Origin of the sequence: Paenibacillus typhae (genome assembly GCF_900099765.1) — a bacterium.
Classification (GTDB): Bacteria; Bacillota; Bacilli; order Paenibacillales; family Paenibacillaceae; genus Paenibacillus_AQ; species Paenibacillus_AQ typhae.
The window spans coordinates 25967-52245 of sequence record NZ_FNDX01000018.1 but is presented as its reverse complement, the minus strand read 5'-3'; the positions used below and the strand labels follow the sequence as shown (position 1 = coordinate 52245).

The following is a 26279-nucleotide window of genomic DNA, read 5'->3' as shown; positions in this document are numbered from 1 at the left end:
ACATGACGATCTCGGACGTGCTGATGGTAATTGCGGTGATCTGTATCTGGTCGCTGCTGCTGGTCAATGTTGCCCTGATTATTGCGGGATACTTGTATTACATTCAAACGGAGCGGGAAAAGGTTCCGGAAATCAAGGGTGAATATCCGTTTGTGACGGTCATGGTTCCTGCCCACAATGAGGGTGTAGTAATCAGTAAGACTGTAGAATCGCTGCTTGCGCTGGATTATCCGCATGACCGCTATGAGATCATTGTCATTAATGACAATTCCTCGGATAACAGTGCAGTGCTGCTGGGAAATATACAAGATAGATATCCGGAACGCAATCTGCTCATCATCAATACCGATTCCGTCACCGGAGGAAAAGGAAAGTCCAATGCGCTGAACATCGGCTTTACCCGCAGCAAAGGGGAGCTGATCGCCATTTACGATGCCGACAATACGCCTGAGCGGACGGCGCTGAAATATCTGGTCGCCGAGATCGTATCCGATCAGCGTCTCGGCGCTGTCATCGGCAAGTTCCGGACACGCAACCGTGATGCCAGTCTGCTCACCCGGTTTATTAATATAGAGACGCTGTCTTTTCAGTGGATGGCCCAGGCCGGACGGTGGAAGCTGTTCAAGCTGTGCACCATTCCGGGAACCAACTTTATTATGCGCAGGTCCATTGTAGAGGCGATCGGCGGCTGGGATGTCAAAGCGATTGCCGAGGATACCGAAATCAGCTTCCGCATTTACATGATGGGCTACCGGATCAAATTCCAGCCGAAGTCGGTCACCTGGGAGCAGGAGCCGCAGACGGTAAAGGTCTGGTTCAAGCAGCGGACCCGCTGGGCCAAAGGCAATGTCTATGTCATTGTCAAAAATCTGCCGCTGCTTTTCGACCGCTCCGCCTCCAAAATCCGCTTTGATATTCTGTATTATGTGTCGATTTATTTTCTGCTGCTGATCTCACTGATCACCTCTGACCTGCTGCTGGTGCTGCATGCGATGGGATACGTGCATACCACAATTGCCGGCCTGAGCAGCTTTCTGTGGCTGCTGGCCATTGTGTTGTTCGTGGTCGGAATTTTTGTCACGCTGACGACAGAAAAGGGGGAGATGAGCTTATCCAATCTGGGCATTATTCTGCTGATGTATGTTTCTTACTGCCAGCTGTGGATGGCCGTTGCCGCATACGGGATGTATAACTACCTCAAGGACGTTATTTTCAAGCGGGAAGCCAAATGGTATAAAACCGAGCGCTACTAGGCGCTGATGGAAGATAAATAAGGGACACAGGAGATACGGATGACAATAAAAAAACAGATCATGCTGCTTACGCTCTGCCTCGCTCTTTTCCTGTCTCTGCTGCCCCCGGCTTCTGCAGCCGCAGTGCTTCCGGGTGCCGGCAGACTGACCTATGAAACCTCCTTCACCGGCACGGATACTGCGCTTTCCGGCGGAGCATCGTCACAGCAGTTTTTTACAGTGATGGATTACTGGAATGTGGAAGACGTAAAGATCAACCTGCATTTTCAGGTTTCGCAAATCACAAGGGAGCAGATGTCGAGTATAACGCTGTCACTGAACGGTATCCCGTTCCACTCCTTCCGGCCGTCGCCTGGAGACAACGGGGAGCAGATTATCAGCATTACTGCGCCTAGGGGTTTTTTGAAAAAAGACAGCAACACGCTGACCCTTCAGGGCGATCTGAAAACGGCGGCAGACAATAATCAGGTGTGTTACGTGGATCATTCGCCGGACAACTGGCTTCATTTCTTCAATACCTCAAGTATAGCTGTAACCTATAGCACCAAGGCGCTTACCGGCGGCATCGGCGATTTCAGCGAGCGGTTCTCCGGCATTGATAACGTGAAGAGCGGCAAGAGTCTGATCACCGTACCGGCGGGGGCTTCCGGTGCTGAGCTGGAGGCGGCTACTTATGCTTTGTCGGGCTTCGCCAAAGAGAATGCGCTGACAGACAAAACGATCGGTATGCTCCCTTACCGGGAGGATACTGTGAAGGACAAGAATGCTGTAGTGCTGGTGGCCATGTACGGCCGTGTACCCGCTGAACTGAAGCAGCAGCTTAGTACAGAGGAGGATCTGGGCACGCATGCGCTGATCCAGCTGATAAATAAGGACAGCCGGCCGACGCTGGTCGTGACCTCGCAGGATGAGAGCCTGCTGATCAAGGCCGGGAGAATGGCAGCCAGCACCGAGCTGATGAGCCAGCTTGCAGGTGACCTGAAGGTGATCGACGACTCAACGCAGGTGGACGAGCCGGCGGGCAGCATCAGCTCGGATGTAACCCTCACTGAATCCGGTGACAAGCTGTCCGGCCCGAACCACCGGGAGCAGACCTATTTCGTCGCCCTGCCGTCCAACCGGTCGATCGCTGATGCCGGAAGGATCAGCCTTGATTTCCGCTATGCCGGCAATCTCGACTTCTCACGCTCGCTGGTTACCGTGAGCATCAACGGTACACCGATCGGCAGCAAGAAGCTGGCGAAGGAGCTGGCCAACGGCGATACGCTCACTCTGGCAGTGCCTAAGAATCTCAATATCTCCGGCAATTTCTCGGTTACGGTGGCCTTTGATCTGGAGATGGAAAACGCCGTATGTACACCGAATACCGAACAGATGCCGTGGGCGTACATCGATAAGGAATCGCTGCTGCATCTGAATACCAAGGACCGGACAGACCTGCTGTTCAATAACTATCCGTATCCGTTTCTGCGGGACGGCATTTATAATCATGTAGCGGTGGTGCTGCCTCAGGAAATGGATGACTATGCCTATCAGAGTCTGGCCAATGTCTTCAATCTGCTGGGTCAGTATTCGGAAGGCAACACCGGTGACATCCACTATTATACTGACGAGGTCAGTGCCGATAATTTGAAGAATAACAACATCCTGGCCGTCGGCTCCTATCAGAACAACCGGATTATCCGGGATAACAACGATAAGCTGTTTTTCCGGTACAGCAAGGACGGGACAACCTTTGTTTCCAATGAAAAAATGAGCATTGAAGAGCAGTACGGCTCAGCGATAGGAACACTGCAGCTGGTGGAATCCCCTTACGGGAACGGCCGCGGCTATATGGCGGTTACTGCGGTAAATGCCGAGGGTTATTATCTTGCTTCCCGGCTGATTGCCAGCGAAAAGGACAAGTGGAAGGTATTCGGCGATGCTGTGGTTGCCGACAAGGATGGTACTGTCAGTGCCTACCGGTTCAAGACCGATACAGGGGCACAGCAGGATTCGGCGCTGGAGCAGATTGTGCAGCGCAGCGATGTGCTTAGCTTCGTCGTTGCTGTAGTCCTTGTAGTTGCCCTCGTACTTGCAGCTCTTCTTCTGCTGCTCCGCAAACATATGAAGAAACGTGGTGATAGACGTGAGACGTAACCGCAGCAGCCTGGCATCAGACCTTGGCTTCCTCGGCTTTCTGGTGCTGATGTTCATCTGTGTTGTGTTTATCGCCGGTTCCGGCAGCGGGTATATGCAGAATATCATCATTCTGAATATCGCGTTCCTGCTGGCGCTGGTAACGTACTTCACCACGGTAACCGCGGGGCTGACGCTGAACCTTGCTTTTATCTTCATCTACGGCCTCTTTACTGTATATCAGACGGTATCAAGGGGAGAGACGATCGGAGTCAGCACTTACTTCTGGCTGGTTATGGTTCCGCTTATCACAGTGATGCTGTGGATCTTCACCTCAAGCTCCAGGGAGCTGCAGGCAGAGAATGAGCGGCTGAAGAAGACAACCGCCAATCTGGCTACGGTGGATGAGAATACCGATCTGCGCAACAGCGTCGCTTTTCAGAAGGACGCCAGCCTGTTTACGGGGATTTCCACCCGCTACGGGATTCCGCTGACGCTTCTGGTCGTTAAGGTGAAATACTGGAGCGAGATCCGCAGGCTCATCCCGGAGGAGCAGCTGTCCGAGGCGATCTATGACGTCTCCCAGCTAAGCCAGTCGAGTATCCGCACGAATGATGCGCTCTATCTGCTGGATAAGGACGATGCGACCTGGGGGCTGCTGCTCTTTACGGACCACGATGGTGCGAGGATTGTAATTGAACGGATTAAGCTCAAGCTTCAGCAATTGAACGAAAATGAATTCTCCGGCAAATACAAGGTTAATCTTGGACTCAAGATCGGAGCTGTACAGTATGATGCGGCGGCGATCGAGAATCCGCTGGACTTCATTGTCCAGGCCAAGAAGCAGCTGGAATACGATGTGTAAAGGGGAAGCCGGACTGGATATCCTTTACGCTCTCTTTTACAATTGGTTTATCCCGCTGCAGACAGCCGGCGGAACTTGAACCAGGAGGCGGAAAAGAGATGGATCTAGGTCTGGCAGGCAAATCGGTATTTGTAGCGGCTGCGAGCAAAGGGCTGGGACTGGCTACTGCGCTGGAGTTCGCGCGTGAAGGGGCTAAAGTGACGATAGCCAGCCGCAGCCAGCTGCAGCTTGAAGCAGCTGCGCAGCGGATTGAGGCGGAGAGCGGCGCGGAGGTGGCGGTGGTAGAAATGGATGTTACAGACCCGGAGGCCGTACGCGAGGCCATTGCTGCTGCGGCCGGATGGGCCGGAGGCATTGATGTGCTGGTCACTAATGCCGGCGGGCCTCCGGGCGGGGGCTTCTCCGATATGGCCGAAAGCGACTGGGCCGGCGGCTTCGAGCTGACGCTGATGAGCACGGTGCGGCTGATCCGCGAGGCGCTGCCCTTCTTGCGCGCAGCCGGAGGCGGAAGAATTGTCACGATCAGCTCCGCATCCATCAAACAGCCGATCGACGGGCTGATTCTATCCAATGTGTTCCGCGCCGGCGTTCAGGCGCTGAATAAAAGTCTTGCCGCCGAGCTCGCGCCTGACGGCATTCTGATCAATACGCTCGCCCCCGGTCGGATCAGCACAGACCGGCTGGCCCAGCTGGACAGCAAGCGGGCCGAGGCCCAGGGCCGGGCGCTTGAAGAGATTCAGCAGGCCTCGCTGAAGAATATCCCGCTTGGCCGGGCGGGGACGCCGGAGGAGTTCGGAAAAGCGGCGGTTTTCCTCGGTTCTTTTGCCAATACGTATATCACCGGTCAGGCGCTGCTGATTGACGGAGGTGCGGTAAGATCGCTGTAATTGCAGCTGGTTTATGTTTGAAAGTCTGCTTTTACGGGTAATGATAAGCAGGTGGGAAGTGGAAGGCATCAATTAACGGATGGAACGGCATGTAATGTGTATTCCGAAAGGTAGTTGATTACCCATGTACTATCTGAAAGGGAAACAGAAAACAAAATCGAGATTTCGTCGGTTGTTTTCAGGATTTGTCCCCTAGCAACTGGAAACTGGCATAACTAAAAATTCGCTTCTCACCTTTAATATGACCCTGCGGGCTGCCCGCAGGGTCTTTGTCTATTTTGGGCAGAAGGTTCAATTGTGAACAGGAGTAGGATATAATAAGGCAAAGCTATTACTAAATTAGGAGAAATATGACATGCCATGGATGCAGGGTTATCCCTATTATTTAATTATGGGCAGTGTTCTAAGTCTCTACATGGGCGTCAGCTCCTGCCGGTACCGCAACACACCGGGAAGGCGTTACTTATGGATTCTCTTGCTGCTGGTCAGTGTAATTTTTGCGGCTACCGCCGGAGAAATTCTCTCGGAATCCTTCCGGGCCAAGCTGTGGTGGAGGAATCTTCAGCAGGCTCCGCTGTTCCTGAGCACCATCTTTACTTATGCTGTAGTCAAAGAATACATATCACGTTCATCGGACGGGCTGAACAGGCGGCTGGCTCTTTTTTGCATTCCGGTAGCTCTTTATGTGCTGCTGATTTTCACTGATTCGTGGCATCATCTGATGCGTAACGGGGTAGGCATGAATACCGTGGCGGGTGTGAGCGGGATTGTCGTACATCCGACCGTTCTTAATATGGCGCTCATTGCGTATGACCAGCTGTTTGGCGTATACGCAGTTTTTCTGCTGGCCGTTTCCTTGCAGAGTGCGTCCAAATATCATTTTAAATGGAATGTCCTCATGCTGCTCAGTCTGCTTATTCCCATCGGGTCTATCTTTCTGCTGCCGCTGCTCAGAATTACAATGACCGGCTTCATTGCCTTTACCTACCTGCCTCCGGTGATTGTGGGCTACTTCTCCATGTTCCGCGACCCGGAGCTCTCGCTCTATCCCCATGCTAAAAAGCAGATTATCGAAAATATGAAGGATGGCATTGTGCTGACCGACCGCTTCAACAATATCATTGATATCAATGAGGCCGGTGAGCTTATGCTGTCAGCACTGGCAGAGAGGACCGAGAAATCGTGGCTCGGCAAAAATATTTTTCTGCTGCTGGAACGCTACGGTGAGGTGGCGGTACATTATTACCAGCGGCTGGAGGGCCAGTTCGAACTTGATGTCCCCGGTACGGACGGGTCCTGTTATGGCCTGTCTCTGATTGCCACTGAGCCGGGACCAGGGATGTCGGCGGGGATGCTTATTGTATTCAGTGATCTCAGTGAGAAAAAAAGATATGAGCGTGAGCTCCTTTATCAGGCTACGGTGGACGATCTGACGGGACTGTATAACCGCAGGCATTTTATGCGGCTGATCGAGAATTATGCATTGCAAAATGAAGCGGGGATAGCCCTGCTGCTGTTTGATATTGATGATTTCAAGCTGATTAATGATACATATGGCCATATGGCCGGAGACCAGGCTCTGACTGATTTCTCGGACAAAATACTCCGGATGTACCAGAACCGGGGCATTGCCGGACGCATCGGAGGCGAGGAATTCGCCGTCTGCTTCTTTGCAGACCATGAAGAAGCTGCACTCGCGGAGGCAGAGAAGTTCTGCAGCGAGATGTCCCGTCATCTTGTCAGGCTCGACGGCGGCCAGCGGATCAGTCTTACGGTCAGCGCCGGCATTGCCTTTACGAAAGACAGCGGCGCAACGTTTGAAGCGTTATACCGCGAGGCGGACGAGGCGCTTTACCTGTCCAAGACCGGCGGCAAAAACAAAGTTACACTGGGACGGCAGCCTGCCTTACGGGAGGCCCGCAGCCTGTAGCTGAATGGATATGCTCCCGGCATGTGCCGGAACGTTAATAAACCGCTGACCCTGTCAGGATGACTAGGCCAGCGGTTCCTGCTGCTGCTTGTTCTACTGCTGCTGTGCTGGTATCACGACAATCTTCCAGGCTGTCCCGATAGCCGGGAGGCTTCTGGTCAGCATCGGGCCATAGAAGCCGATGACCTTTGCGCCCTGGACAATAGCGTCAGCCATGGCAGGCTCGCCGCTCTCATTGACGATAGCTGCGTCAGCGGGCAGGCGGAGCACGATTTCGCTTTGTGAGGTTTCCGTCAGGCCGGTACCGTTAATCCGGATCAGCAGCGCTCCGTCCTGAGAGGTGTTTATACTTTCTACAGTACCTTCTGTGCCCAGCAGACCTTCCGGCTGTGCGGAATCCAGAACGGTGATCTGATAAGCCGGCGTCTGCGGCGGCAGGCTTCTTGTAGAGAACAATGCATGCTCGGCTTCAATAGTCATGCCGATTTGCAGATCGGCTACAGTCAGCTTGGTTCCATCTGCCTTCAGGAGGACAGTATCTTCACTTAAGTTAAGTACAAGGCCGGAGGTGCCGGTTCCTTTAATCTGAATGGACGGGAACTTTGCGTCGGCATTAATAGCAGTAATAACACCATTTTCCGTCATGGCTGAGGCGATCACGATCTTTTGTCCCTCCACGGATACAGTCTGCTGCAGCACTTCGCTCACAAAGGAAGCGGGTACAAACAGCTTATTCTCAAGCGTCTGCGGTGCTGCTCCGAGCGTAGTGGACATTTTATTTACGGTGTAACGGTTCTCACCGCTCTTAACGCTTGTGAAGATATTGCCTTTGGTCACTTCTGCCGTTTTACTGGACTGGTTCCAGGTAAGGCTGAAGCCCAGGGCTTCTGCAACCGCGCGCAGCGGCACAAGCGGCTCTTTGGCTGCGGAAGGCTGGAAGCCTTGTTCTGTGAGCACTGAGCCGTTTAATTCAATAGTAAATGTGTTGGCGGCGGCAATGGTGCTTATGCCTGCAGCCTGCGGCGTTTTGCCTGTATTCAGGGAAGTGACCACAGGAGCGGCTGAAGCAGCTCCGGTAGACAGGGCAAGGGATAGGGTTAAAAGGGCTGCGCTTGTTTTCAGGGTAGTTTTCATCGTTGTAAGCTCCTTTGGTTTAATTTATCAGGTGTTAGTCATGTACTAAACGGCAGCGGCCTGGATTTTGTTGCATATATATTCAGCTTACCTGTTTATTTGTAGTACACTAGGGATGTTTATGTCCGGAATGCCGGCAGACCAGGCCGGATGATGTAGAGCCGATAAGGAAAGGGGAGAACAGGTATGTACGACACTTATATCTTTGATTTGTACGGTACTCTGATCGATATTGAGACAGATGAGGAGCATAGTGAGGTATGGGAGCGGCTGTCGCTGCATTTCAGCTATCACGGGCTGAATATTAACGGAGCAGAGCTGAAGAAGCAGTTTCTGGCAGAACGGGACCGGCAGCTTGCCGCTGCAGCCCGGCACTGTGAGTTTCCTGATTTCGTTATGGAGGAGGTCTTCCGGGAGATCGCCCGGGATTTGGGAGGTGAGCCCGGACAGGCCTGGCTCCATGAAACCGTACGCTGGATGCGGACCTTATCCATGATTCACATCTCTCTCTATGAGGGTGTGGCGGAAATTCTCGGGCGGCTTAGAAGCAGCGGCAAAAAGGTCTTCCTGCTCTCCAACGGCCAGAAGACCTTTATCGAAGCAGAGCTGACGATGCTGGACATCCTGCACCTGTTCGACGGGATTGCCATCTCCTCAGAGGCGGGGGTCAGCAAGCCTGATCCGCTGTTTTACCGTTATCTGACCGACAATTACGGTGCTGATCTGAGCTCGGCAATCATGATCGGTAACGATCCCCGCACGGATATTGCCGGAGCGAACGCAGTGGGCATTGCTTCCTGCTATATAGAGACGGCCTCCTCGCCGCGCGGTCTTCCGGTTAACAGCACGGTTCAGATTCTGAACGGTAGTCTGCGGCAGATTCCCGGCTGGAACGGGTAAGGCGGGCTGTACATTTGCCCGGCCGGGTGCAGCGCCGTATAATATGTCCATGATCTTAATCCAGCAGGAGAGAAGGACAAAAGGATGACCGTTATTATTATCATTGCAGTGTTAATCCTGGCGCTGATTGCCGCTGCATATATCGTTATGAGCCTCTATCCGGCCTTTGGCGGCCGGGCCTCAAAGGCCGAGCAGGTACGTACAAGCCGCTCGCTTCAATACCGGCAGGGAAAGTTTGTCTACCCCTTTGAGACGGCCGCAGCCGAGGACAAGCCGGAGGGCGGCCTCTCGATTCTCAGGGATTTCCTGAAGGGTAATCCCAATTCCAGGCCGAAGCAGCCGCTTCAGCCCGTGCCGCTGGTGGCCGGCTCTATCCGGCAGGGCAGGGATACCCGGGCCACCTGGTTCGGCCATTCGGCTGTACTGCTGGAGATTGCAGGGGCCGCCATTTTCCTTGATCCGATGCTGGGACGGGCACCCTCTCCGTTTCCGTTCATCGGCGGCAAGCGCTACAGCAGTCAGCTGCCGGTTGAGCTGAACGATCTGCCGCAGCTGGATGCCGTTGTACTGTCCCATGATCATTATGATCATCTGGATTACGGGACAATCCGCGCGCTGCAGCAGAAAACAGCATTGTTCATTGTCCCGCTTGGTGTCGGTGCCCATCTTAGACGGTGGGGAATAAACGCGGAGCGTATCCGCGAGCTGGACTGGTGGGAGGAGACTTCCTTTGCCGGGCTGACGCTAACCAGCGCCCCTGCCCGCCACTTCTCCGGTCGCAGCCTGCTGGACCGCAATACTACACTGTGGTGCTCCTGGGTGATCCAGGGCGGGCAGGATAAGATTTTCTTCAGCGGAGACAGCGGCTACGGGCCGCATTTTGCGGAGATCGGGCAGCGGTATGGCCCGTTTGATCTGACGCTGATGGAATGCGGGCAGTATGACCTGCGCTGGGCAGACATCCATATGATGCCTGAGCAGACGGTCCAGGCGCAGCTCGATCTGCGGGGCAGGCTGATGATCCCGATTCATTGGGGCGCCTTCACGCTAGCCATGCATGACTGGACGGATCCTGTAGAGCGGGTGCTGCGCGCGGCGCAGCAGCAGGGACTGCGGCTGGCTACGCCGAGAATCGGCGAGCCTGTTCAGGTAGGGGCTGCCCACTACCCTTCTATCCCCTGGTGGAGATGAGGCAGGAGCAGCGGTATGCTACAATAGATATTCATGGCGCATGCCTGCGCTATTTTCAGATAATGTAACGCTAAGGAGTGACTGAATAATATGAGCGATAAGATAAACGAACAAGAGCTGCTGGAGGTGCTGGCTGCCAAGACCAAGGTGGATCCCAAGCTGATCAAGCTGGTGCTGAAGCATGAGCAGACCTTTATCAACAATGCCAAAGCCAACAGCAAGGGCGAGGTTGATATTGATAATGATGATCTGGTCGATTATGTGACCGCCCAGCGCGATGTGAAGCTGGACGAGCTGACCGTTGAAACCATCCTTGATGCCGAAATGGATTATCTGATGGACAAGGGGCTTGCCGGGTATATCGATTAGAAGGCACTACCGGGCCGGAGGGCTGCTGCAGGGCCATGAATTCCTGAGTCACAGCAGCTTTCCTGGGCCGTTTTGTACGGCATATGTAGCTCTTTGGAATTAATTATAAAGTTTAATTTGCTTTTGGTAACGTTACGTGATATGATGTTGTTAATCATAAATTTAACCCTTAATTCACATATTGTAAAAGGTTATCATTTGTGCATATGAACCTTTTCCAATGTGTGAATTTTTATTTGTTCGTACAATACGTAAGAATAAAAGGACATGTGTTAAATAATCTATTGGAGGTAATACAAATGCAAACAGGTACAGTTAAATGGTTCAACGCAGACAAAGGTTTCGGTTTTATCGAGGTTGAAGGCGGAAGCGACGTATTCGTTCACTTCTCCGCTATCACTGGCGAAGGCTTCAAGTCTTTGGACGAAGGCCAACGCGTTGAGTTCAACGTAACTCAAGGCGCTCGTGGACCACAAGCCGAAAACGTTGTAAAACTGTAATAAGCCGCGACAAGCAAACGAAGCTGTCCTTAACATCTGTTGAGGGCAGCTTTTTTTATAAGCCATCTGCCTTAAGTTTCTGTATAGACTTAACAAATATGTGATTTAACTTGAGGAGGGTTTATTTATGTATTTTCGCAAAAAAGCTCAGGAAGATTTGCCGCAGGAGTCTACAGCGATCTGGTCATGCACGAAAGAGGGCTGCACCGGCTGGATGCGTGACAACTTTGCTTTTCAATATGTGCCGACCTGCTGGCAGTGCAATTCGCCGATGTCCCGCAGTATGAAGATCCTGCCTATGCTCGTGAATACAAATCATGACATGAAAGCAATCAAAAAGGGCATTTCAATTAAATAGGCCGCACAGGTCAGGCCTGTTCCTTCAGTGGAGCAGGCTCTTTTTTTGTTAGGACCGTTGACATTACGTGGATGTTCAACCATGATTAGGATACGGAACTTAAATTACATTAATAGAGAATAATTCAAATACTAGGAAGGGGAGAAGCCGGTGTTCATTAAAATTACGCTCAGAGTACTGCTCGGAATCATGATTGTAATAAATGTTTTAAATTTCAGCTATAAGAATCCGTGGCTCTTTATCATTACTTGTGTGCTAGGAGTAATTGTTGTTTGTCTGGATTTGTACCGGGAGTTATCCCGTAAGAAAGTACTCACCTATATGGCTGGAGCTGTTCTCTTAGCTGTATTATATGTGGCGATTGACCAGGGCTGGATTACGGCGCTGACGTTTGTGTAGGCTCTGATATGTTTTCAGTCAAAGGACCGGGAGAGAGCAGGAGAACCGGAACAGCTCCTCATCCTGTATAATAATCTGCTGAAAACCGTACCGGACGGCCAGCTCTGCAAGTATGGAATCTGCAGGAATCGGGTCATGGGCAGGGCGATAGCCAATCCGCGCTTGATGCTCCCGCAGGCCTTGCCTTGTACGTGAATGGGCAATCATAAAGGTCCCCCCGGATTTCAGGCAGGATGCTGCATTGGCAAACAGCATATCCAGCCTTGTAAAATGGGGGATGCTGTTGTAGAGCAAAACGAAATCAAAAGCATGTCCCTCATCAAAAGGCTCCTCGAAATCGGCAGCCTTTGTCTCTGCTTCCGGATAGTTACGGCGGAGTACCGCAAGCATCGCTGAGGAGATATCAACGGCCAGATAACGGCCCGGAAGGATACCAAGCGACTTCAGGGCTGCCGGGACAACGCCTGTGCCGGAGGCTACATCCAGCAGACTGTTGCCGGACTCCAGGCCAAGCATCCGGACTACCTTTTGTGCCAGAGCAATATCCAGGCCGGAGTTGCTCCAGTCTGCTGCGAGTGAATCGAACTGCTCTGCCGCGGTTTCTTTATGGGAATGCATGGTTATCATCCGTCCTTACCGTTATATATGTATGAATATGGGATTTATTATATACGCAAAAAGGCGGCCCGTCAGGTACATATACCTTGGCGGGCCGCCTTGTGTTTACAGATCAGTGAGCTGCAGCAGGTGCAGGGGCCACCGTCTGTGCATTAGCGTCATGCTGGATCAGGCCATGCTTTTCCCAGGCTCTGCTCTTCCAGCGGAAGTACATAATAACGGCTCTGACCCACTCGTCAAAAGCAGTGGCAATCCACACTCCGGCCAGTCCCATGTTCATCTGGAACACCAGCACGTAGCCGAGCGGCAGGCTCATGCAGACCATGGAGATCAGGCCCATGTAAACGGGAAACTTGGCGTCGCCGGAAGCGCGCAGGGAGTTGATGATGACCAGATTGCAGGTCCGGCCTGTCTCCAGAAAGAAGCTGAGCAGAATAACCTGCGCACCCATCATCACGATGGTCTCATTATCGGTGAACAGCCCGAACAGCGGAACACGGAACGCGATGACAATCACATCGATTACGACGGTGACGAGCAGGGCCCATTTTACACTGGTGAATACCCGGCTGTAGGCTGATTGTGTCTGCTTTGCACCTACAAGGTGACCGACAATAATCGAAGTCCCCATTGATACAGCTACACTGAAAAGGTAGATATAGTTAGAGATATTCAGCGCGTACTGGCGGGTAGCCATGGCTTCAGCGCCCAGATAAGTGATGTAGAGCGTGAATACGAGCTGGCAGGACTGATAAGTAATGGATTCAAAAGCGGCCGGGATGCCGATTTTGAGGATTTGCATCACATATTTTTTGGACAGGGAGATATAATAGCTCCACTTGACCTTTACTTCCATGATCTGATAGAGCAGGAGGAAGAACAGGACGAGACAGATCAGCCGGCTGGCTACCGTTGAGATAGCAGCTCCCTGCACGCCAAGTGCGGGCAGTCCGAAATGTCCGTAGATGAGTATATAGTTACCTGCTACGTGAATTACGTTCATCAGCAGCGAAACCATCATCGTCTGCTTGGTGAAGCCGTAGGTACGGATGGTAGTAGCCAGCGCATTCAGCAGGGCCTGCAGGAATATCCCGCCGCCGACAATATTCATGTAGACTTTAGCATGAACAAGAATATCACCCTGCACATTCAGTGCAGTCAGCAGATTACCGCCGAATAGAAGCAGCACTGTACTGAGAACAATACCCACGAGCAGGTTTAGCGTAATAGCATTGCCGGTGACATTTGCCGCCTCCAGCGGCTTCTTGGAGCCCAGGTACTGTGAGACGACGATAGCTGCACCATTGCCGATCACACTGAGGATCAGGATCGCCATGGCAATAATCTGATTGGCCGCCCCGACCCCGGATACCGCATCATCGGATACGGAGCTGATCATAAAGGTATCCACACTACCCATAAGCATGAACAGGAATAGCTCCAGAAAAATCGGCCAGGTCAGCTTAAAGAGATTGAACTGTTGGTCTTTCGTTTTCATCTATGCACCTCTTCGGATCATTACTGGGAGTCGTTTATTTTCAAATCTAATGTATGTTAGCACAGCTTTTATGAAATTGCAGTATTTTTCGTGAAAATAATGAAAGGATTGGTAGGATTTCTTTCATTAGTGCTATTAGCTGAAGCCGGTAACGGTCCAATAGTATCCTCCGGGTAACTACATCACGGGAAAGTGCCTACTTCCTTTTTTGACTGCATGAACTTACACTAAGTACAGAACTTACAAATATATATCAAAAAAGGAGCCACTATATATGAAATTGCAATTAGCGCTTGATCTTGTTGATATCGCCGGAGCCAAGGAAATCGTCTCGGAGGTTGCTGAATTTATTGATGTCGTTGAAATCGGAACTCCGATTGTTATTAACGAGGGCCTGCATGCGGTAAAAGCGATCAAGGACGCTTTTCCGGCGCTGACTGTGCTTGCTGACCTGAAAATTATGGACGCTGGCGGTTATGAAGTGATGAAGGCGGCGGAAGCTGGCGCAGACATCGTGACCGTGCTTGGCGTATCCGATGACTCCACGATTAAAGGCGCAGTGGAAGAAGCCAAGAAGAGCGGACGTGAGATCCTGGTTGACCTGATCAACGTTAAGGATATTGCCGGCCGTGCTGCTGAAGTAGATGCGCTTGGCGTTGACTATGTCTGCGTCCACTCCGGTTATGACCACCAGGCTGAAGGTAAAAACTCCTTTGCAGACCTGCAGGCAATCAAAGGTGTGGTGAAGCAGGCCAAAACAGCTATTGCCGGCGGCATCAAGCTGAGCACCCTGCCGGAAGTAATCGCAGCCGGACCTGATCTGGTTATCGTTGGCGGCGGAATCACCGGGGAAAGCGACCAGAAGGCGGCGGCGGCTGAAATGAAGCGCCTCGTTAGCCAGGCTTAATTCTCTATGGATACCGCGGGCTACGCACAGGAGATTGTAGGAGAGCTGCAGCGCTCGGCGGTGCAGCTGGATGCCGGAGGGGCGGAGCTGTTCGCTGAGCTGCTGCAGCGGTCGGGCCAGATTTTTGTGGCCGGGGCCGGCCGCTCGGGGCTGATGGGCCGGGCCTTCGCCATGCGGCTGATGCATGCCGGCCGGGCGGCTTACGTCGTCGGCGAGACCGTGACTCCGGGAATCGAAGCCGGCGATGTGCTGGTGCTCGGCTCCGGCTCCGGCGAGACGAAGGGTCTGATCGCCATGGCCGAGAAGGCCAAGGCGACCGGCGCAGCAGTCGCGCTGGTCACTATCGCGCCGGAGTCCACGCTTGGCAGGCTGGCCGATTACACCGTGCAGCTGCCGGGTGCAACGAAGGAGGCCAGCGGGGAGCGGGCCACCATCCAGCCGATGGCTTCGCTCTTTGAGCAGACGCTGCTGGTGTTCTACGATGCCGTCATTCTGCGGCTGATGGAATGGACCGGCCAGACCACGACCCAGATGTTCGGCAAGCATGCGAACCTTGAATAGAACAAGCGCCTGTCCGGTGTATCCGGGCAGGCGTTGTTTGATTTGTTGGCCTGCGTGCAGGGCGGATGGCCAGAGTTTTGGCTATTGCTTCATATGGGCTGATACAGAGAGCACAGCTTACATAGGCAGACCGACTGTACGCATATACATTCTTTGTATAGATACAGGCAACGCGCCAACGTAGAACGGCTCGAGAAAGCCGGAATTACGGGGCTCCGACTACACTGGCGGAAATGGTTAAGGATGTCTAGAAGATTACCGAAGCGGATAAAGACATCGGCGCTTAAGGCATGGCCGGCAAATTCAAGAGCGGCAGCGGCTTTGAACGGATCGCTCATTCGATTACAACGCTGAGTAAGGCGGAAAGACAGGTTTTTGTGCTGTATTGGCATATCCGGCGCATTGGGGCGGCGGTTTGGATAACGGTGGCGGTACCAGGACGGATGGCGTTGATGTGCGGGGGCCGGGTGTTTTGTAGTATGATAAGTAAGGATGAAAGGGGGCCGCATACCTTGGCAACTGAAATTAAAGACCGTATCAATCTGCAGGAAATTAACTGCGAGAAGGAGCTTACGCTTGCCGTTATCGGCGGTAAATGGAAGCTGATCATCCTGTGGCATCTGGGCCTAGAGGGCACCAAGCGCTTCAGCGAGCTGAAGAAGCTCATTCCCCATATTACGCAGAAAATGCTGACCAACCAGCTCCGCGAGCTGGAGGAGGATCAGCTTGTGCTGAGAAAAGTGTATGCCGAGGTCCCGCCGAGAGTAGAATACTCATTGACGGATTACGGGCAGAGTCTGCTGCCGGTGCTTCGGATGATGTACGACTGGGGTAAGGATTACGGGAACAATGTTGTCTGGAAGAATAACAGCCAGGCTGGAGAATAACGCTGTTATTAAATGCACGGGCAAGATGTAAGTAATATAGATAAAAATAATGGAGGGATTGTTCGAGATGCCGCAAACTGATTATCGTCCGCTACTGGACCCGTACGAATTTACTAATGGAATTACCCTGCGTAACCGTGTGGTTATGGCGCCTATGACCAACTTTTCTTCCAATGAGGATGGTACGGTCTCAGGGCCTGAGCTTGAATATTATATCCGCCGCTCCAAAGGCGCCGGTATGGTTGTTACAGCATGCGTCTATGTAAGCCGGGGCGGCAAGGGCTTCCACGGGGAATTCGGCGCTGACCGCGACGAGCTGATCCCGAGCCTGCGTCAGCTGGCTTCTGCGATCAAGGGTGAGGGTGCCAAGGCTGTGCTGCAGATTTTCCACGGGGGACGCCAGTGTCCGCCGGAGCTGCTGCCGGACGGCCAGACCGTCAGTGCCAGCGATGTTCCGTCAGAGCTGCCAAGCGGCGGGCATGGACCTGTACCGCGTACGCTGACCGATGAAGAGATTCAAGTGATTATCGCCGATTTCGGCGCGGCAACCCGCCGGGCCATCGAGGCCGGCTTCGACGGTGTTGAGATTCATGGCGCGAACGGCTACCTGCTGCAGCAGTTCTTCTCGCCGCATTCCAACCGCCGCGAAGACCGCTGGGGCGGTAGTCTGGAGAAGCGCCTGAGCTTCCCGCTTGCTGTCCTGCGTGAAGTGAAGCGCGTTGTGAACGAGTATGCCTCATCGTCGTTCATTGTCGGCTACCGCTTCTCTCCGGAAGAACCGGAAACACCTGGAATTACTATGGCCGAGACGTTCGCGCTGATTGATGCGCTCAAGGAAGAAGGGCTCGACTATCTGCATGTCTCACTCATGGAGCTGTGGTCGCTGCCGCGCCGCGGCACGGAAGATGAGCGGCCGAGAATCGAGCAGATCGTCGACCGTGTGGGCGGTACTGTGCCGGTCATCGGTGTCGGCTCGCTGTACAAGCCGGAGGATGCGCTGAAGAGCCTGGACACCGGCATCAGCCTGGTGGCGCTCGGCCGTCCGCTGCTGATTGATCCGGACTATGTGCAGAAGCTTGCCGAAGGCCGCCCCGGCGACATCGCGACTGAGCTGGATACCACAGCCCAGGCTGAGCTGGTCATCCCTGACCCGCTGTGGGGCGCGCTTGTTAACACGCCGGGCTGGCTGCCGCTTAAGGGGCAGTAAGCCGGAGAGGCATTCCGCGCACCGGCCGGCCTGGGCGCTAAGGTGCTGGTGGCGGGCCAGCTGGTGCCGGAATAAAGGGAAAAATCCCATTAATGGAGCTGGTAGCAACCTGCTAGTATCTCTGAGGACCGCTCCAGATCTGAACAAGTGGCGCAGTCCAGTCCCCTGGTTCCAGGTTCCCGCCAGACTTGGTGCCGGCCGGGCACCTGGCGTAAAGAGATGGAATCCCTCAGGAAATATAAAAAGGCATAAAACAGCCCCCGGCTGAAAGCATTCGCTTTTGCCCGGGGCTGTTTTATATCGCTAACAGGAGCTGCACATCTGAAAATCCTGCAAAACTGCTGACTACCATGGCTACCATACCTGCCACAGCGCCACACATGCGTACCTGCTACAGCAACTGCCAGATTACTTTAACTAACCGGGATTTGTGCAGCCTGCCTTGGCTACTGTAATTTGTGCAGCTCGCCGAAACCGCCGTAACCGCCGTAGCCGCGTAACTGCCGTAACCTCACCAGCAGCCCCAACCCGCCTGGACTGAAAAGCTAACTATTATTGCAATTATGGCACCAGCAACCGCCGCTATAACCACCTGCCAAATCCCAACTGGCAGTTAAGCTTTTTGCTCAAACAGCCTGGCGATTTCTACGATTACATTTACAGCCTTGAGCATGACATCGACCGAAGCATACTCGAATTTGCCGTGGAAGTTCTCCCCGCCTGTAAAAATATTAGGCGTAGGCAGTCCCATATAGGACAGCTGCGAGCCGTCGGTGCCGCCGCGGATGGGGCGGATTACCGGTGTAATGCCTAGGTTTTCCATCGCCTCGTGGGCGATGTCGACGATATGGCGGACCGGTTCGATTTTTTCGCGCATGTTGTAGTATTGGTCGTTCATCTCCAGCAGCACATTTTCATCGCCGTATGTGGATTTGAACTCTTCAACAATGGCGGAAATATTCGCCTTGCGGCTCTCGAAGCTTGCGCGGTCAAAGTCACGGATGATATAGGCCAGCTTACTCTGCTCCGCCGTTCCCTGCATGGAGATCAGGTGGTAGAAGCCCTCATACCCGTCTGTGAATTCAGGTGCTTCGCCGGCTGGCAGTCTGAGATGGAAGGCCATCGCGATTTTGGAGGAGTGCACCATTTTCCCTTTGGCGGTTCCGGGATGGACGTTGACACCTTTGAAGGTGATTTTGGCGGCAGCGGCGTTGAAGCTCTCGTATTCCAGCTCACCAAGCGGTCCCCCGTCTACAGTATAAGCATAGGAAGCGCCAAAAGCGGCGACATCGAACTTATGCGGTCCGCGTCCGATTTCCTCGTCGGGGGTGAAGGCTACACGAATTTTACCGTGCTTGATTTCAGGGTGGGCGATCAGGTAAGCCATGGCGGTCATGATTTCAGCGATTCCGGCCTTGTTGTCTGCGCCAAGCAGCGTTGTGCCGTCTGTGGTAATCAGCGTATGTCCTTTGTATTCAGGCAGCTCCGGGAAGCTGTCCACGGACAAAACAACGTTCAGCTCCTTGTTCAGCACAATATCGCCGCCGTCATAAGTTTCGACGATCTGGGGCTTTACGTTAGCTCCGGTAAAATCCGTAGCTGTATCCAGATGGGCCAGGAATCCGATCGTCGGCACTTCCTTTTCTGTGTTTGCAGGCAGGGTCGCCATAACATAAGCATGCTCGTCCACTGTAACTTCCGTTAATCCCAGCTGCTGCAGCTCGTCCACCAGCTTGCGGGCGAGCTCCATTTGCCCCGGGGTAGACGGGCAGGTATCGCTCTCCTCATTGGACTGGGTATCCATCTGCGCATATGAAACAAACCGCTTAATCAGTTCATCCTTCATGGGTAGATCATCTCCTCTTCATCTAAAAACATATAAGTATAGGATACCCTATACCTGAGCCTGATAATTGCCGCAAAAACAGGCTGCCCGGAGTAGCCGGTACAGCCGCTGCTTCTGCTTGCCGCAGTACTATATTATCATGTTCCGGGCGGTGACTCATCTTTTGCAGGGAGACTGCCTGAGGGGGCGTATTCCCGCGGCCTGGTTCCGTTCTGCTGCAGCACTTTATTTCCTTTTGACCAGTGAAGCAGACAATAGATACCGCTCCGGCGCCGGACCGGCATAGCCGAAAGGATAGCAGGTGATTAGCGTAAGCACAGGGGTGCTGCTTGGCTTGATCGCTCCCCGTTCCTCCCCGTCTACGATCGTGCTGCCGGTCACCTCGTAAATGAATGTGCCGTCCATTGTCTCTACTTCTATTAAGTCATGTATCTTAAGCCTGCCGATTCCGCGGAACACTGTATCCCGGTGTCCTGCGAGTACGCTGTTTCCGTCCGCGCCGATTGCTGCGCTTCCTGCATAATGCCCTGCGCCCTTTTTTAGCTGCGCCCGCTGTGTGCCCTCAAGAATAGCAATCCTCCGTTCCAGCGCCGGGAAATAAATCTCCCCGATAATCTCCCCGTCGGTATAATCCGGCTCACTACTTTTTGTTACCGGAGGGAGAGAGACCATGCTTGGCGGTAAAGGGGTTTCCTCCTCCTGAATGACGGGCATCAGGGCTTCCTCCCTCTTTTTGTCCCATTCCTTGAGTGTCTCGCGGGCTTCCGCGGGAGCTTTGAAAATCTGGAGCAGAGAATACAGCAGCACGCACAAAGAGAGTATGAAGATCAGACGCACGGCGGCAATGACAATCCCCGGACGCTGCTTCATACTCTCTCCTCCAGCCTTTGTTATTTCTTCGAATTCAGTCTGCGCAGCAGGATGATACTAACAATAGCAACCGCCATACTGATCAGAATCAGGTTATACCAAGGTTCTGCAGTATCAGGCAGTTCATCGCCGCCTTCCGGCCCGGAGAGCGGAAGCTCATCATCACCGATAACGACCTCCTGATCCGGAGAAGGTGCTGCGGTACTACCGGCATCCACACTGCCTGGGCCCGGAGTCGGTGCAGCTTCACCGTTATCTCCATCTCCTTCGCCTAGCGGAACAGGCGGATTTGTGACAGTTACCTCACTGCCTCCAGGCGTAGCCGATGGAGTGGCCGATGGAGTGGCCGATGGCACAGGAGTCTGAACTCCTCCCGGATAAGCGGTGGCATCCGGAGTTTGGGATGGTGCAGCCGTCGGATTTGGACTTGCCGTTGCAGTCGCCGTAGACGTTGGAGTCGCCTCAGGCGTATTGACAGGCCCTCCGGTTGGATCCGGTGAAGCGGAAGGGGCCGGGCTGGCTGTTGAAGACGGCTCCGGTGAGGCGGATGGCGTCGGGCTAGGTCCTGGTGTCGGCTCCGGAACAGCAGAAGCAGTGAAATTAAAGGCCACACTGACGGCTTTGCCCTGAAACTCATTTCCTGCCTCAACAGGGAAAACGACATCCATGCGGATGGTTTCCCGGCCTCCTCCAGGGAGTGTGCCGACGGCCACTCTCCCCTCCGCTTTGCTCATTACTCCTGTGTAGAGCGTTACTCCCTCTTTTTGCAGCTTCATCTGCAGGATATCATACAGTTCGGCGTCTCCCGAAACAAATTCGAAGTCCACAAAATAGTCAAAGCGCTCTGATCCTTCATTAATAACCGTATATTCTGACGAAACTGCATCTCCCGGCTGCATATTGGTCATCGCCGTTGTGCTCGTTATCTGCGAGTTGACAGTAAGCTTGATCGTATCCTCAGCGCTTACTCCACCGGCATGCCATACAACACCGGTTATCACTAATAAAATATACGCGCCAATTACTGCGATAGGAACCTTCCTTTTCACCCGCCGCCCCCTTTCTTCTGGAACTCCGCGCTGCTCCCGCGCATCTCGACAAAAAACCGCCTGTAATCCGTTAATTCTTACAGGCCTGTCGAAATGAGTGGTATTTTGGAGTACTACTACAATTGAGCTGACTTGAATAAAGAATTTGAATACAAACATGCCAGATGTGTAATGCTAAAGTATGTATGTTCGTTATAACGAATAACTACAGTATAATCAATAAAAGTAATAAATAAAAACGTTAAAAATACGAGTATATACTTAAAATAAGTTTTTTGAAGCGATTAATAATCAGTTTTCTTTGTGTAACTGTCTCGTTATCATTATTTCTCTGGTTTTCACATGTTTTGTTGTATTTTATTGAGAACATAGATAGCAGCAGAATATAAAAAAAGCAAGACAATGATTAAAGGAACTTAAAAAGCTTCCATTGCTTCATCATTGTCCTGCTGATTCATTTGGGATAGCTGATTTAGCTTTCTTTTATAAGCTCTGCTACCAGTTCGTAGGAACGCAGCCGTGCAGTATGGTCGTAAATCTGGGAAGCAATGATCCATTCATCCGCACCGGTTTCTTCAAGAATTTGCAGAAGGCGCTCTTTGATGTAGGCTTTATCCCCCGCAATGGAGTACTTCTGCTTATCAAGCAGCATGGCTCTTTCCTGCGGTGACCAAAGCGGCTCCATGTCATCAACCGGAGGCTGGAGCTTGCCGGTACGGCCCCGAATGATGTTCAGGAATTGCTGTTGCTGGGAAGTAGCCAGCCAGCGTGCGGCTGCAGTTGTATCGGCGGCGGTAATGCCGAGGCCGACCATCACATGCGGCTTGTCGAGCGCAGCCGATGGTTTGAAGCTGCTGCGGTACAGATGCAGCGCCGGCAGCAGATAGTCCGGAGCGAAATGGCTGGCAAAAGCGAACGGTAAACCCAGCTGGCCGGCCAGCTGTGCGCTGAAGCCGCTGGAGCCAAGCAGCCAAATCGGCACATTCAGCCCTTCGCCCGGAGTGGCACGCACGCCAAGGGGGCGCGAACCGGCACCGTTCGGGTCGAAGTAGGCTCTGAGCTCGCTTAGCTGCTCAGGGAATTCACTGCCGTCGCTGCCGAGGCCGCGGCGCAGCGCTCTGGCCGCAGCCTGGTCGGAGCCTGGCGCTCTTCCGAGGCCCAGATCAATCCGTCCGGGAAACAGCGACTCCAACGTTCCGAACTGCTCGGCAATCATCAGCGGTGCATGATTACTGAGCATAATTCCGCCTGAGCCTACGCGGATGCTTGAAGTTCCGGCAGCCACATGGCCGATGACGACAGAGGTCGCCGAGCTGGCGATGCCGGTCATATTATGATGCTCCGCCAGCCAGTAGCGGAGGTAGCCCCACTCTTCAGCGTGACGTGCCAAATCCAGTGTATTTTGCAGTGAATCCGCCGCTGTTCCGCCCTCTACAATCGGAGCGAGATCCAGCACGGAGATTGGGATATCCCGCAGTTGCTTCACAATAACCCCTCCAGTGATGAGAATTAAGCAATTTATAAGCTTACAGCAGTATTTGCAGCTATAAATAAATCTACCCTGAAATTATAACATGAAATAAAATTATTTACACACTTTAAGTAAGTTTGTGGCAGCCGGGAAGTGAGTGCAGCAAAAATATTGCAGAACTACATATTGAGGAATTATTGAAGCGAGCTTAAGATGGGGAGCCAATGGAGGGATAACTGGAGGCGGGTCTGCTTATTCTGTAGTTGCCTGATAAGCTTTTCAAAATAAGCCTGCAGAGAATGGACTAGATCCGGGTGTATATGGATAAACCGGGAGGAAGAGGACAAACATTCCTTGCAGGAACTCAAATAAAAGGCTGAATACCCAAAAAAAATAATTTTGAAAGCGCTGTATTTAGGCTATTGTAAATTAGCAGAGCCGCTGCTATAATCGCTTTGAAAAGCTTTTCTAAAAAGGAAGTTAGTCTATGAAACCAACCATTAGAGATGTCGCCAGAATGGCAGAGGTGTCGATCAGTACGGTATCCCGTGTGATGAATGCGCCTGAGACTGTCGTGCCGAGCAAGCGGAACAGGGTGATAGAGGCTATCAAGGAGCTGAAGTATCAGCCCAATGCATTTGCGCGCGGCCTGATTTACAAGAAGTCCAATACGCTGGGTCTGCTGATACCGGATATTGAGAACCTGTATTTTGCCGGAGTAATCCGCGGAATGCAGGATGCCTGTATCAAGCTCGGGTACAGTCTGATGATCTGCAACACCGACCGCGATATGGAGCGTACATTGTCTTACATTGATACGTTTCATGAGAAGCAGGTGGATGGAATTGTGTTCGCCAGCGATATGCTGTACCCGGAATATTATGAGAAGCTGACAGGCTTCAGAATTCCGTTTGTGCTGGTGTCCTCGCATTCCGACGAATACGAAGTTCCGTCCGTCGAGGTGGATGATGAGCTCGCCGCCTATGATGCTGTGAAGTTCCTGATCGAGCTGGGGCACAAGGAGATCGGAATGATCGGGTTCAATCACGATAATTCAGTGTCCGGGCCGCCGCGTGCTGCCGGATTCGTTAGGGCGCTGACAGAATTCGGCCTGGAGCGGAATACCGGCAGGATCAAATACGCCAACCACCGTTTTGAGCATGCTTATCAGGCAGCACATGAGCTGTTCAGTGAGTACCCGGAGCTTAGCGCCGTCTTCTGTGTAGCCGATGAGTTTGCAATGGGGACGATTTCGTACCTGAAGGACCGGAATATTCTGGTGCCGGGGCAGGTATCGGTTATAGGGTTCGACAATCTGCGGATGTCCGGGATGTTCATTCCGAAGCTGACGACCATTGCACAGCCGATCTACCAGCTTGGTTACCGGGCCGCAGAGAAGCTGCATGAACTGCTGACCACAGGCAATGTTGCTGTAATGAAAGAACAAATGGAGCATAAGCTGATTGTAAGAGAATCCTCACGGGAAAAATAAGCGTAACCGCATACCCATGAAACGCCGCTGCAGTTATCGTAAATCCGATGGCCTGGCTGTTTCCGTCTTAATGTGAAAAGCTTTTCATACCCTATACCGCAATAATGACCGCTTAAAGTAAGCTGTTTCCTCACTCTTCACAAGCTTTTATCTTAACTCTGGTATGGATAAAAATGTGAATACCTCCTTCTGTTTCAGCATCCGTAAATAATAAAAATTCAAAAACAAAAAAAGACAAACGAATCCGAAGAACATTATTGGAAACGCATACATTATATGCTAATATGGAAATGTAAGCGCTACAATTATGTTTATAATCCAAAAAGCGGTTGGAAAAAGCCCTTTGAAACATCGGCCAAGGTTTCATTCATGAATCAAATAAAATAGTTTAGCCCGTTCTGAAAACCTTTGCAAGGAGGTGAATCAGCAGCTGTATGGTGCGGATTCCGGAAGAGGCCGGAGCCTGATGCAATCTCTAATACAATTATAAGGGGATGGATGTACAAATGAAAAAGACTCCAGGACGTAAGCTGTCACTTGCGATGGTGCTGTGTTTATCGTTCACTATGATGCTGAGCGGATGCGGCGGAAACAACAGCAATAATGCGGCGCCAACCGATACGCCGGCTGCAACGGCAGCACCAACTGCAGATAACAGCAAGGAAACGACACCTTCAGCCGAGCCTGCGGCTGCGGGATCTCCGCTTGAGTTAGCGATGAAGGGTGAATACAAGGGAACCAAGGTCACGATGTTCGGGCCGTTCGTAGACGCTGACCAGGTGAAATTTGAGAGCAGCATCAAGGAGTTCGAGGAGAAAACCGGAATCGACATCCAGTATGAGGGCTCGAAGGAGTTCGAAGCCACCATTAATATTCGTGTTGACGGCGGCAATGCTCCGGATATCGCTGACTTCCCGCAGCCGGGGCTGCTCGCCTCCATTGCCAAGACCGGCAAGGTGGTGGACCTGACCGGGGTACTGGATCAGGAGAAGCTCAAGGGCAACTACAACCAGAGCTGGCTGGATATGTCCACAATGGACGGCAAGGACGGCAAGATTATGGCCGGGATCTGGAACCGCAGCAATGTGAAGAGTCTCGTCTGGTATCCGAAAAAGCAGTTTGACGAAGCAGGCTATACAATTCCGCAGACGTGGGATGAGCTGATGGCCCTCACTGAGCAGATTGCCAAGGACGGCGATCCGGCCTGGGCGATCGGGATTGAGAGCGGTGCAGCCACCGGCTGGCCGGCAACAGACTGGGTCGAAAATATTATGCTGCGCACAACATCGCCTGAGAATTATGACAAATGGGTCAGCGGTGAGCTGCCGTTTACCTCTCCTGAAGTAAAGAATGCTGTAGAGATTATGTCGAAGATCTGGCTTAACCAGGACTATGTGTACGGCGGTACCAAATCCATCGTAACGACCGCCTTCGGCGATGCGCCGAAGCCGATGTTTGACAATCCGCCAAAGGCCTGGTTCAACCTGATTGGTAACTTCATCACCAGCTTCTTCCCGGAAACGGCCAAGGTGGACACGGATTATGACTGGTTCTACCTGCCGCCGATTGATGAGCAGTACGGCAAGCCTGTACTTGTAGCCGGTGATATCTATGCCATGTTCAACGACCGTCCTGAAGTGCGTGCGGTTATGGAATTCTTCACCACCGGCGAATCCATTAAGAGCTGGGTGCAGTCAGGCGGCGTAATTGCCCCAATGAATGATGCTCCGCTTGACTGGTACCAGTCCGATTCCGACCGGCGGATGGCGCAGCTGGTCCAGGACGCTTCGACCCTGCGGTTTGACGGGTCTGACCTCATGCCGGGCAAGGTGGGTGCAGGTACGTTCTGGAAGGGCATGACGGACTATGTAAGCGGTACGGCCACACTGGATCAGGCGCTGGAGCAGATTCAGTCGGGCTGGAACAACTAAGGCCGGACACGGCGGCTGCAGGAGCGGCTATCACAATG

The 26279-nt window shown here is 52.7% G+C and carries 24 protein-coding genes; 17 read left to right on the top strand and 7 right to left on the bottom strand.

The genetic code is table 11. The features are described from left to right. The first annotated feature begins 2 nt into the window (after positions 1 to 2). The 5 genes from BLR64_RS15915 to BLR64_RS15895 all read left to right on the top strand — a co-directional run bounded on the left by BLR64_RS15915 (position 3) and on the right by BLR64_RS15895 (position 7053). The gene (locus BLR64_RS15915) at positions 3 to 1253 is read left to right on the top strand and encodes a glycosyltransferase family 2 protein (protein ID WP_090715608.1); all 1251 of its coding nucleotides are present in this window, start codon (positions 3 to 5) and stop codon (positions 1251 to 1253) included. Positions 1254 to 1292: 39 nt separating this feature from the next. Further along, positions 1293 to 3392, top strand: a complete 2100-nt coding sequence (locus BLR64_RS15910; RefSeq protein ID WP_090715607.1) for a cellulose biosynthesis cyclic di-GMP-binding regulatory protein BcsB — start codon at positions 1293 to 1295, stop codon at positions 3390 to 3392. After that, the gene (locus BLR64_RS15905) at positions 3382 to 4236 is read left to right on the top strand and encodes a diguanylate cyclase domain-containing protein (protein ID WP_090715606.1); all 855 of its coding nucleotides are present in this window, start codon (positions 3382 to 3384) and stop codon (positions 4234 to 4236) included. The genes BLR64_RS15910 and BLR64_RS15905 overlap by 11 nt, the downstream gene beginning before the upstream one ends. Positions 4237 to 4334: 98 nt before the next feature. Next, positions 4335 to 5123, top strand: a complete 789-nt coding sequence (locus BLR64_RS15900) for an SDR family oxidoreductase (RefSeq protein WP_090715604.1) — start codon at positions 4335 to 4337, stop codon at positions 5121 to 5123. Positions 5124 to 5478: 355 nt separating this feature from the next. Then, positions 5479 to 7053 (top strand): sensor domain-containing diguanylate cyclase, encoded by a 1575-nt coding sequence (locus BLR64_RS15895; RefSeq protein ID WP_090715603.1) that lies wholly within the window; start codon positions 5479 to 5481, stop codon positions 7051 to 7053. 93 nt (positions 7054 to 7146) lie between these two features. On the opposite strand, the gene BLR64_RS15890 is transcribed toward BLR64_RS15895, so the two are convergent. Next, the gene (locus BLR64_RS15890; protein ID WP_090715601.1) at positions 7147 to 8187 is read right to left on the bottom strand and encodes a copper amine oxidase N-terminal domain-containing protein; all 1041 of its coding nucleotides are present in this window, start codon (positions 8185 to 8187) and stop codon (positions 7147 to 7149) included. Positions 8188 to 8373: 186 nt separating this feature from the next. On the opposite strand from BLR64_RS15890, the gene BLR64_RS15885 reads away from it, so the two are divergent. The 6 genes from BLR64_RS15885 to BLR64_RS15860 all read left to right on the top strand — a co-directional run bounded on the left by BLR64_RS15885 (position 8374) and on the right by BLR64_RS15860 (position 11904). Next, on the top strand, positions 8374 to 9087 hold the full coding sequence (locus tag BLR64_RS15885) for an HAD family hydrolase (RefSeq protein ID WP_090715599.1): 714 nt from the start codon (positions 8374 to 8376) through the stop codon (positions 9085 to 9087). Between the two features lie 84 nt (positions 9088 to 9171). Continuing rightward, a complete protein-coding gene (locus BLR64_RS15880) occupies positions 9172 to 10278 on the top strand; it encodes an MBL fold metallo-hydrolase (RefSeq protein WP_090715598.1) in 1107 nt (368 codons plus the stop codon). Positions 10279 to 10368: 90 nt separating this feature from the next. Continuing rightward, positions 10369 to 10647 carry a hypothetical protein gene (locus BLR64_RS15875; RefSeq protein ID WP_090715596.1) on the top strand — a complete coding sequence of 93 codons (279 nt, stop codon included), beginning with the start codon at positions 10369 to 10371 and terminating at the stop codon, positions 10645 to 10647. Between the two features lie 299 nt (positions 10648 to 10946). Continuing rightward, positions 10947 to 11147: a cold-shock protein gene (locus tag BLR64_RS15870; RefSeq protein WP_036722718.1), complete on the top strand. Its 201-nt coding sequence runs from the start codon at positions 10947 to 10949 to the stop codon at positions 11145 to 11147. A 127-nt stretch (positions 11148 to 11274) separates the two neighbouring features. Next, on the top strand, positions 11275 to 11505 hold the full coding sequence (locus BLR64_RS15865; RefSeq protein ID WP_090715594.1) for a cold-shock protein: 231 nt from the start codon (positions 11275 to 11277) through the stop codon (positions 11503 to 11505). 150 nt (positions 11506 to 11655) lie between these two features. Beyond that, positions 11656 to 11904 carry a hypothetical protein gene (locus tag BLR64_RS15860; protein WP_090715593.1) on the top strand — a complete coding sequence of 83 codons (249 nt, stop codon included), beginning with the start codon at positions 11656 to 11658 and terminating at the stop codon, positions 11902 to 11904. An 18-nt stretch (positions 11905 to 11922) separates the two neighbouring features. Here the strand turns inward: BLR64_RS15860 and BLR64_RS15855 are convergent, their stop codons facing one another. Together BLR64_RS15855 and BLR64_RS15850 are read right to left on the bottom strand one after the other, a co-directional pair. Then, complete coding sequence (locus BLR64_RS15855) at positions 11923 to 12522, bottom strand: class I SAM-dependent methyltransferase (protein ID WP_167360697.1); 600 nt, start codon at positions 12520 to 12522, stop codon at positions 11923 to 11925. A gap of 112 nt (positions 12523 to 12634) precedes the next feature. Next, the gene (locus tag BLR64_RS15850; RefSeq protein WP_090715590.1) at positions 12635 to 14020 is read right to left on the bottom strand and encodes an MATE family efflux transporter; all 1386 of its coding nucleotides are present in this window, start codon (positions 14018 to 14020) and stop codon (positions 12635 to 12637) included. A 274-nt stretch (positions 14021 to 14294) separates the two neighbouring features. Here BLR64_RS15850 and hxlA point away from each other — a divergent pair, with 274 nt between their 5' ends. The 4 genes from hxlA (at position 14295) to BLR64_RS15830 (ending at position 17582) form a co-directional block, all read left to right on the top strand. Further along, on the top strand, positions 14295 to 14927 hold the full coding sequence (hxlA, locus tag BLR64_RS15845) for a 3-hexulose-6-phosphate synthase (RefSeq protein WP_068721432.1): 633 nt from the start codon (positions 14295 to 14297) through the stop codon (positions 14925 to 14927). A gap of 6 nt (positions 14928 to 14933) precedes the next feature. After that, a complete protein-coding gene (gene hxlB / locus BLR64_RS15840) occupies positions 14934 to 15488 on the top strand; it encodes a 6-phospho-3-hexuloisomerase (RefSeq protein WP_090715588.1) in 555 nt (184 codons plus the stop codon). 512 nt (positions 15489 to 16000) lie between these two features. Continuing rightward, entirely contained in the window at positions 16001 to 16375 is a 375-nt protein-coding gene (locus BLR64_RS15835) for a winged helix-turn-helix transcriptional regulator (protein ID WP_039877816.1), read from the top strand. Between the two features lie 67 nt (positions 16376 to 16442). Continuing rightward, positions 16443 to 17582, top strand: a complete 1140-nt coding sequence (locus BLR64_RS15830) for an NADH-dependent flavin oxidoreductase (protein ID WP_090715586.1) — start codon at positions 16443 to 16445, stop codon at positions 17580 to 17582. A gap of 613 nt (positions 17583 to 18195) precedes the next feature. Here the strand turns inward: BLR64_RS15830 and pepT are convergent. The 4 genes from pepT to BLR64_RS15810 all read right to left on the bottom strand — a co-directional run bounded on the left by pepT (position 18196) and on the right by BLR64_RS15810 (position 22836). Next, entirely contained in the window at positions 18196 to 19428 is a 1233-nt protein-coding gene (gene pepT / locus BLR64_RS15825; protein ID WP_090715585.1) for a peptidase T, read from the bottom strand. Positions 19429 to 19653: 225 nt separating this feature from the next. Then, positions 19654 to 20298 carry a sortase gene (locus tag BLR64_RS15820; protein ID WP_090715583.1) on the bottom strand — a complete coding sequence of 215 codons (645 nt, stop codon included), beginning with the start codon at positions 20296 to 20298 and terminating at the stop codon, positions 19654 to 19656. Between the two features lie 20 nt (positions 20299 to 20318). Continuing rightward, on the bottom strand, positions 20319 to 21347 hold the full coding sequence (locus BLR64_RS31025) for a hypothetical protein (protein ID WP_090715581.1): 1029 nt from the start codon (positions 21345 to 21347) through the stop codon (positions 20319 to 20321). Positions 21348 to 21819: 472 nt separating this feature from the next. After that, positions 21820 to 22836 (bottom strand): LLM class flavin-dependent oxidoreductase, encoded by a 1017-nt coding sequence (locus BLR64_RS15810; RefSeq protein WP_090715580.1) that lies wholly within the window; start codon positions 22834 to 22836, stop codon positions 21820 to 21822. 469 nt (positions 22837 to 23305) lie between these two features. On the opposite strand from BLR64_RS15810, the gene BLR64_RS15805 reads away from it, so the two are divergent. Then, entirely contained in the window at positions 23306 to 24310 is a 1005-nt protein-coding gene (locus BLR64_RS15805) for a LacI family DNA-binding transcriptional regulator (RefSeq protein ID WP_090715578.1), read from the top strand. A gap of 506 nt (positions 24311 to 24816) precedes the next feature. Further along, on the top strand, positions 24817 to 26241 hold the full coding sequence (locus BLR64_RS15800) for an ABC transporter substrate-binding protein (protein WP_090715576.1): 1425 nt from the start codon (positions 24817 to 24819) through the stop codon (positions 26239 to 26241). Positions 26242 to 26279 lie beyond the last annotated feature (38 nt).

Bases quoted from the DNA above. Each gene is read 5' to 3' on its own strand.
- BLR64_RS15915 (WP_090715608.1), top strand. From the start codon at position 3: ATGACGATCTCGGACGTGCTGATGGTAATTGCGGTGATCTGTATCTGG.
- BLR64_RS15910 (WP_090715607.1), top strand. From the start codon at position 1,293: ATGACAATAAAAAAACAGATCATGCTGCTTACGCTCTGCCTCGCTCTT.
- BLR64_RS15900 (WP_090715604.1), top strand. From the start codon at position 4,335: ATGGATCTAGGTCTGGCAGGCAAATCGGTATTTGTAGCGGCTGCGAGC.
- BLR64_RS15895 (WP_090715603.1), top strand. From the start codon at position 5,479: ATGCCATGGATGCAGGGTTATCCCTATTATTTAATTATGGGCAGTGTT.
- BLR64_RS15890 (WP_090715601.1), bottom strand. From the start codon at position 8,187: ATGAAAACTACCCTGAAAACAAGCGCAGCCCTTTTAACCCTATCCCTT.
- BLR64_RS15885 (WP_090715599.1), top strand. From the start codon at position 8,374: ATGTACGACACTTATATCTTTGATTTGTACGGTACTCTGATCGATATT.
- BLR64_RS15880 (WP_090715598.1), top strand. From the start codon at position 9,172: ATGACCGTTATTATTATCATTGCAGTGTTAATCCTGGCGCTGATTGCC.
- BLR64_RS15875 (WP_090715596.1), top strand. From the start codon at position 10,369: ATGAGCGATAAGATAAACGAACAAGAGCTGCTGGAGGTGCTGGCTGCC.
- BLR64_RS15870 (WP_036722718.1), top strand. From the start codon at position 10,947: ATGCAAACAGGTACAGTTAAATGGTTCAACGCAGACAAAGGTTTCGGT.
- BLR64_RS15865 (WP_090715594.1), top strand. From the start codon at position 11,275: ATGTATTTTCGCAAAAAAGCTCAGGAAGATTTGCCGCAGGAGTCTACA.
- BLR64_RS15855 (WP_167360697.1), bottom strand. From the start codon at position 12,522: ATGCATTCCCATAAAGAAACCGCGGCAGAGCAGTTCGATTCACTCGCA.
- BLR64_RS15850 (WP_090715590.1), bottom strand. From the start codon at position 14,020: ATGAAAACGAAAGACCAACAGTTCAATCTCTTTAAGCTGACCTGGCCG.
- hxlA (WP_068721432.1), top strand. From the start codon at position 14,295: ATGAAATTGCAATTAGCGCTTGATCTTGTTGATATCGCCGGAGCCAAG.
- hxlB (WP_090715588.1), top strand. From the start codon at position 14,934: ATGGATACCGCGGGCTACGCACAGGAGATTGTAGGAGAGCTGCAGCGC.
- BLR64_RS15830 (WP_090715586.1), top strand. From the start codon at position 16,443: ATGCCGCAAACTGATTATCGTCCGCTACTGGACCCGTACGAATTTACT.
- pepT (WP_090715585.1), bottom strand. From the start codon at position 19,428: ATGAAGGATGAACTGATTAAGCGGTTTGTTTCATATGCGCAGATGGAT.
- BLR64_RS15820 (WP_090715583.1), bottom strand. From the start codon at position 20,298: ATGAAGCAGCGTCCGGGGATTGTCATTGCCGCCGTGCGTCTGATCTTC.
- BLR64_RS15805 (WP_090715578.1), top strand. From the start codon at position 23,306: ATGAAACCAACCATTAGAGATGTCGCCAGAATGGCAGAGGTGTCGATC.
- BLR64_RS15800 (WP_090715576.1), top strand. From the start codon at position 24,817: ATGAAAAAGACTCCAGGACGTAAGCTGTCACTTGCGATGGTGCTGTGT.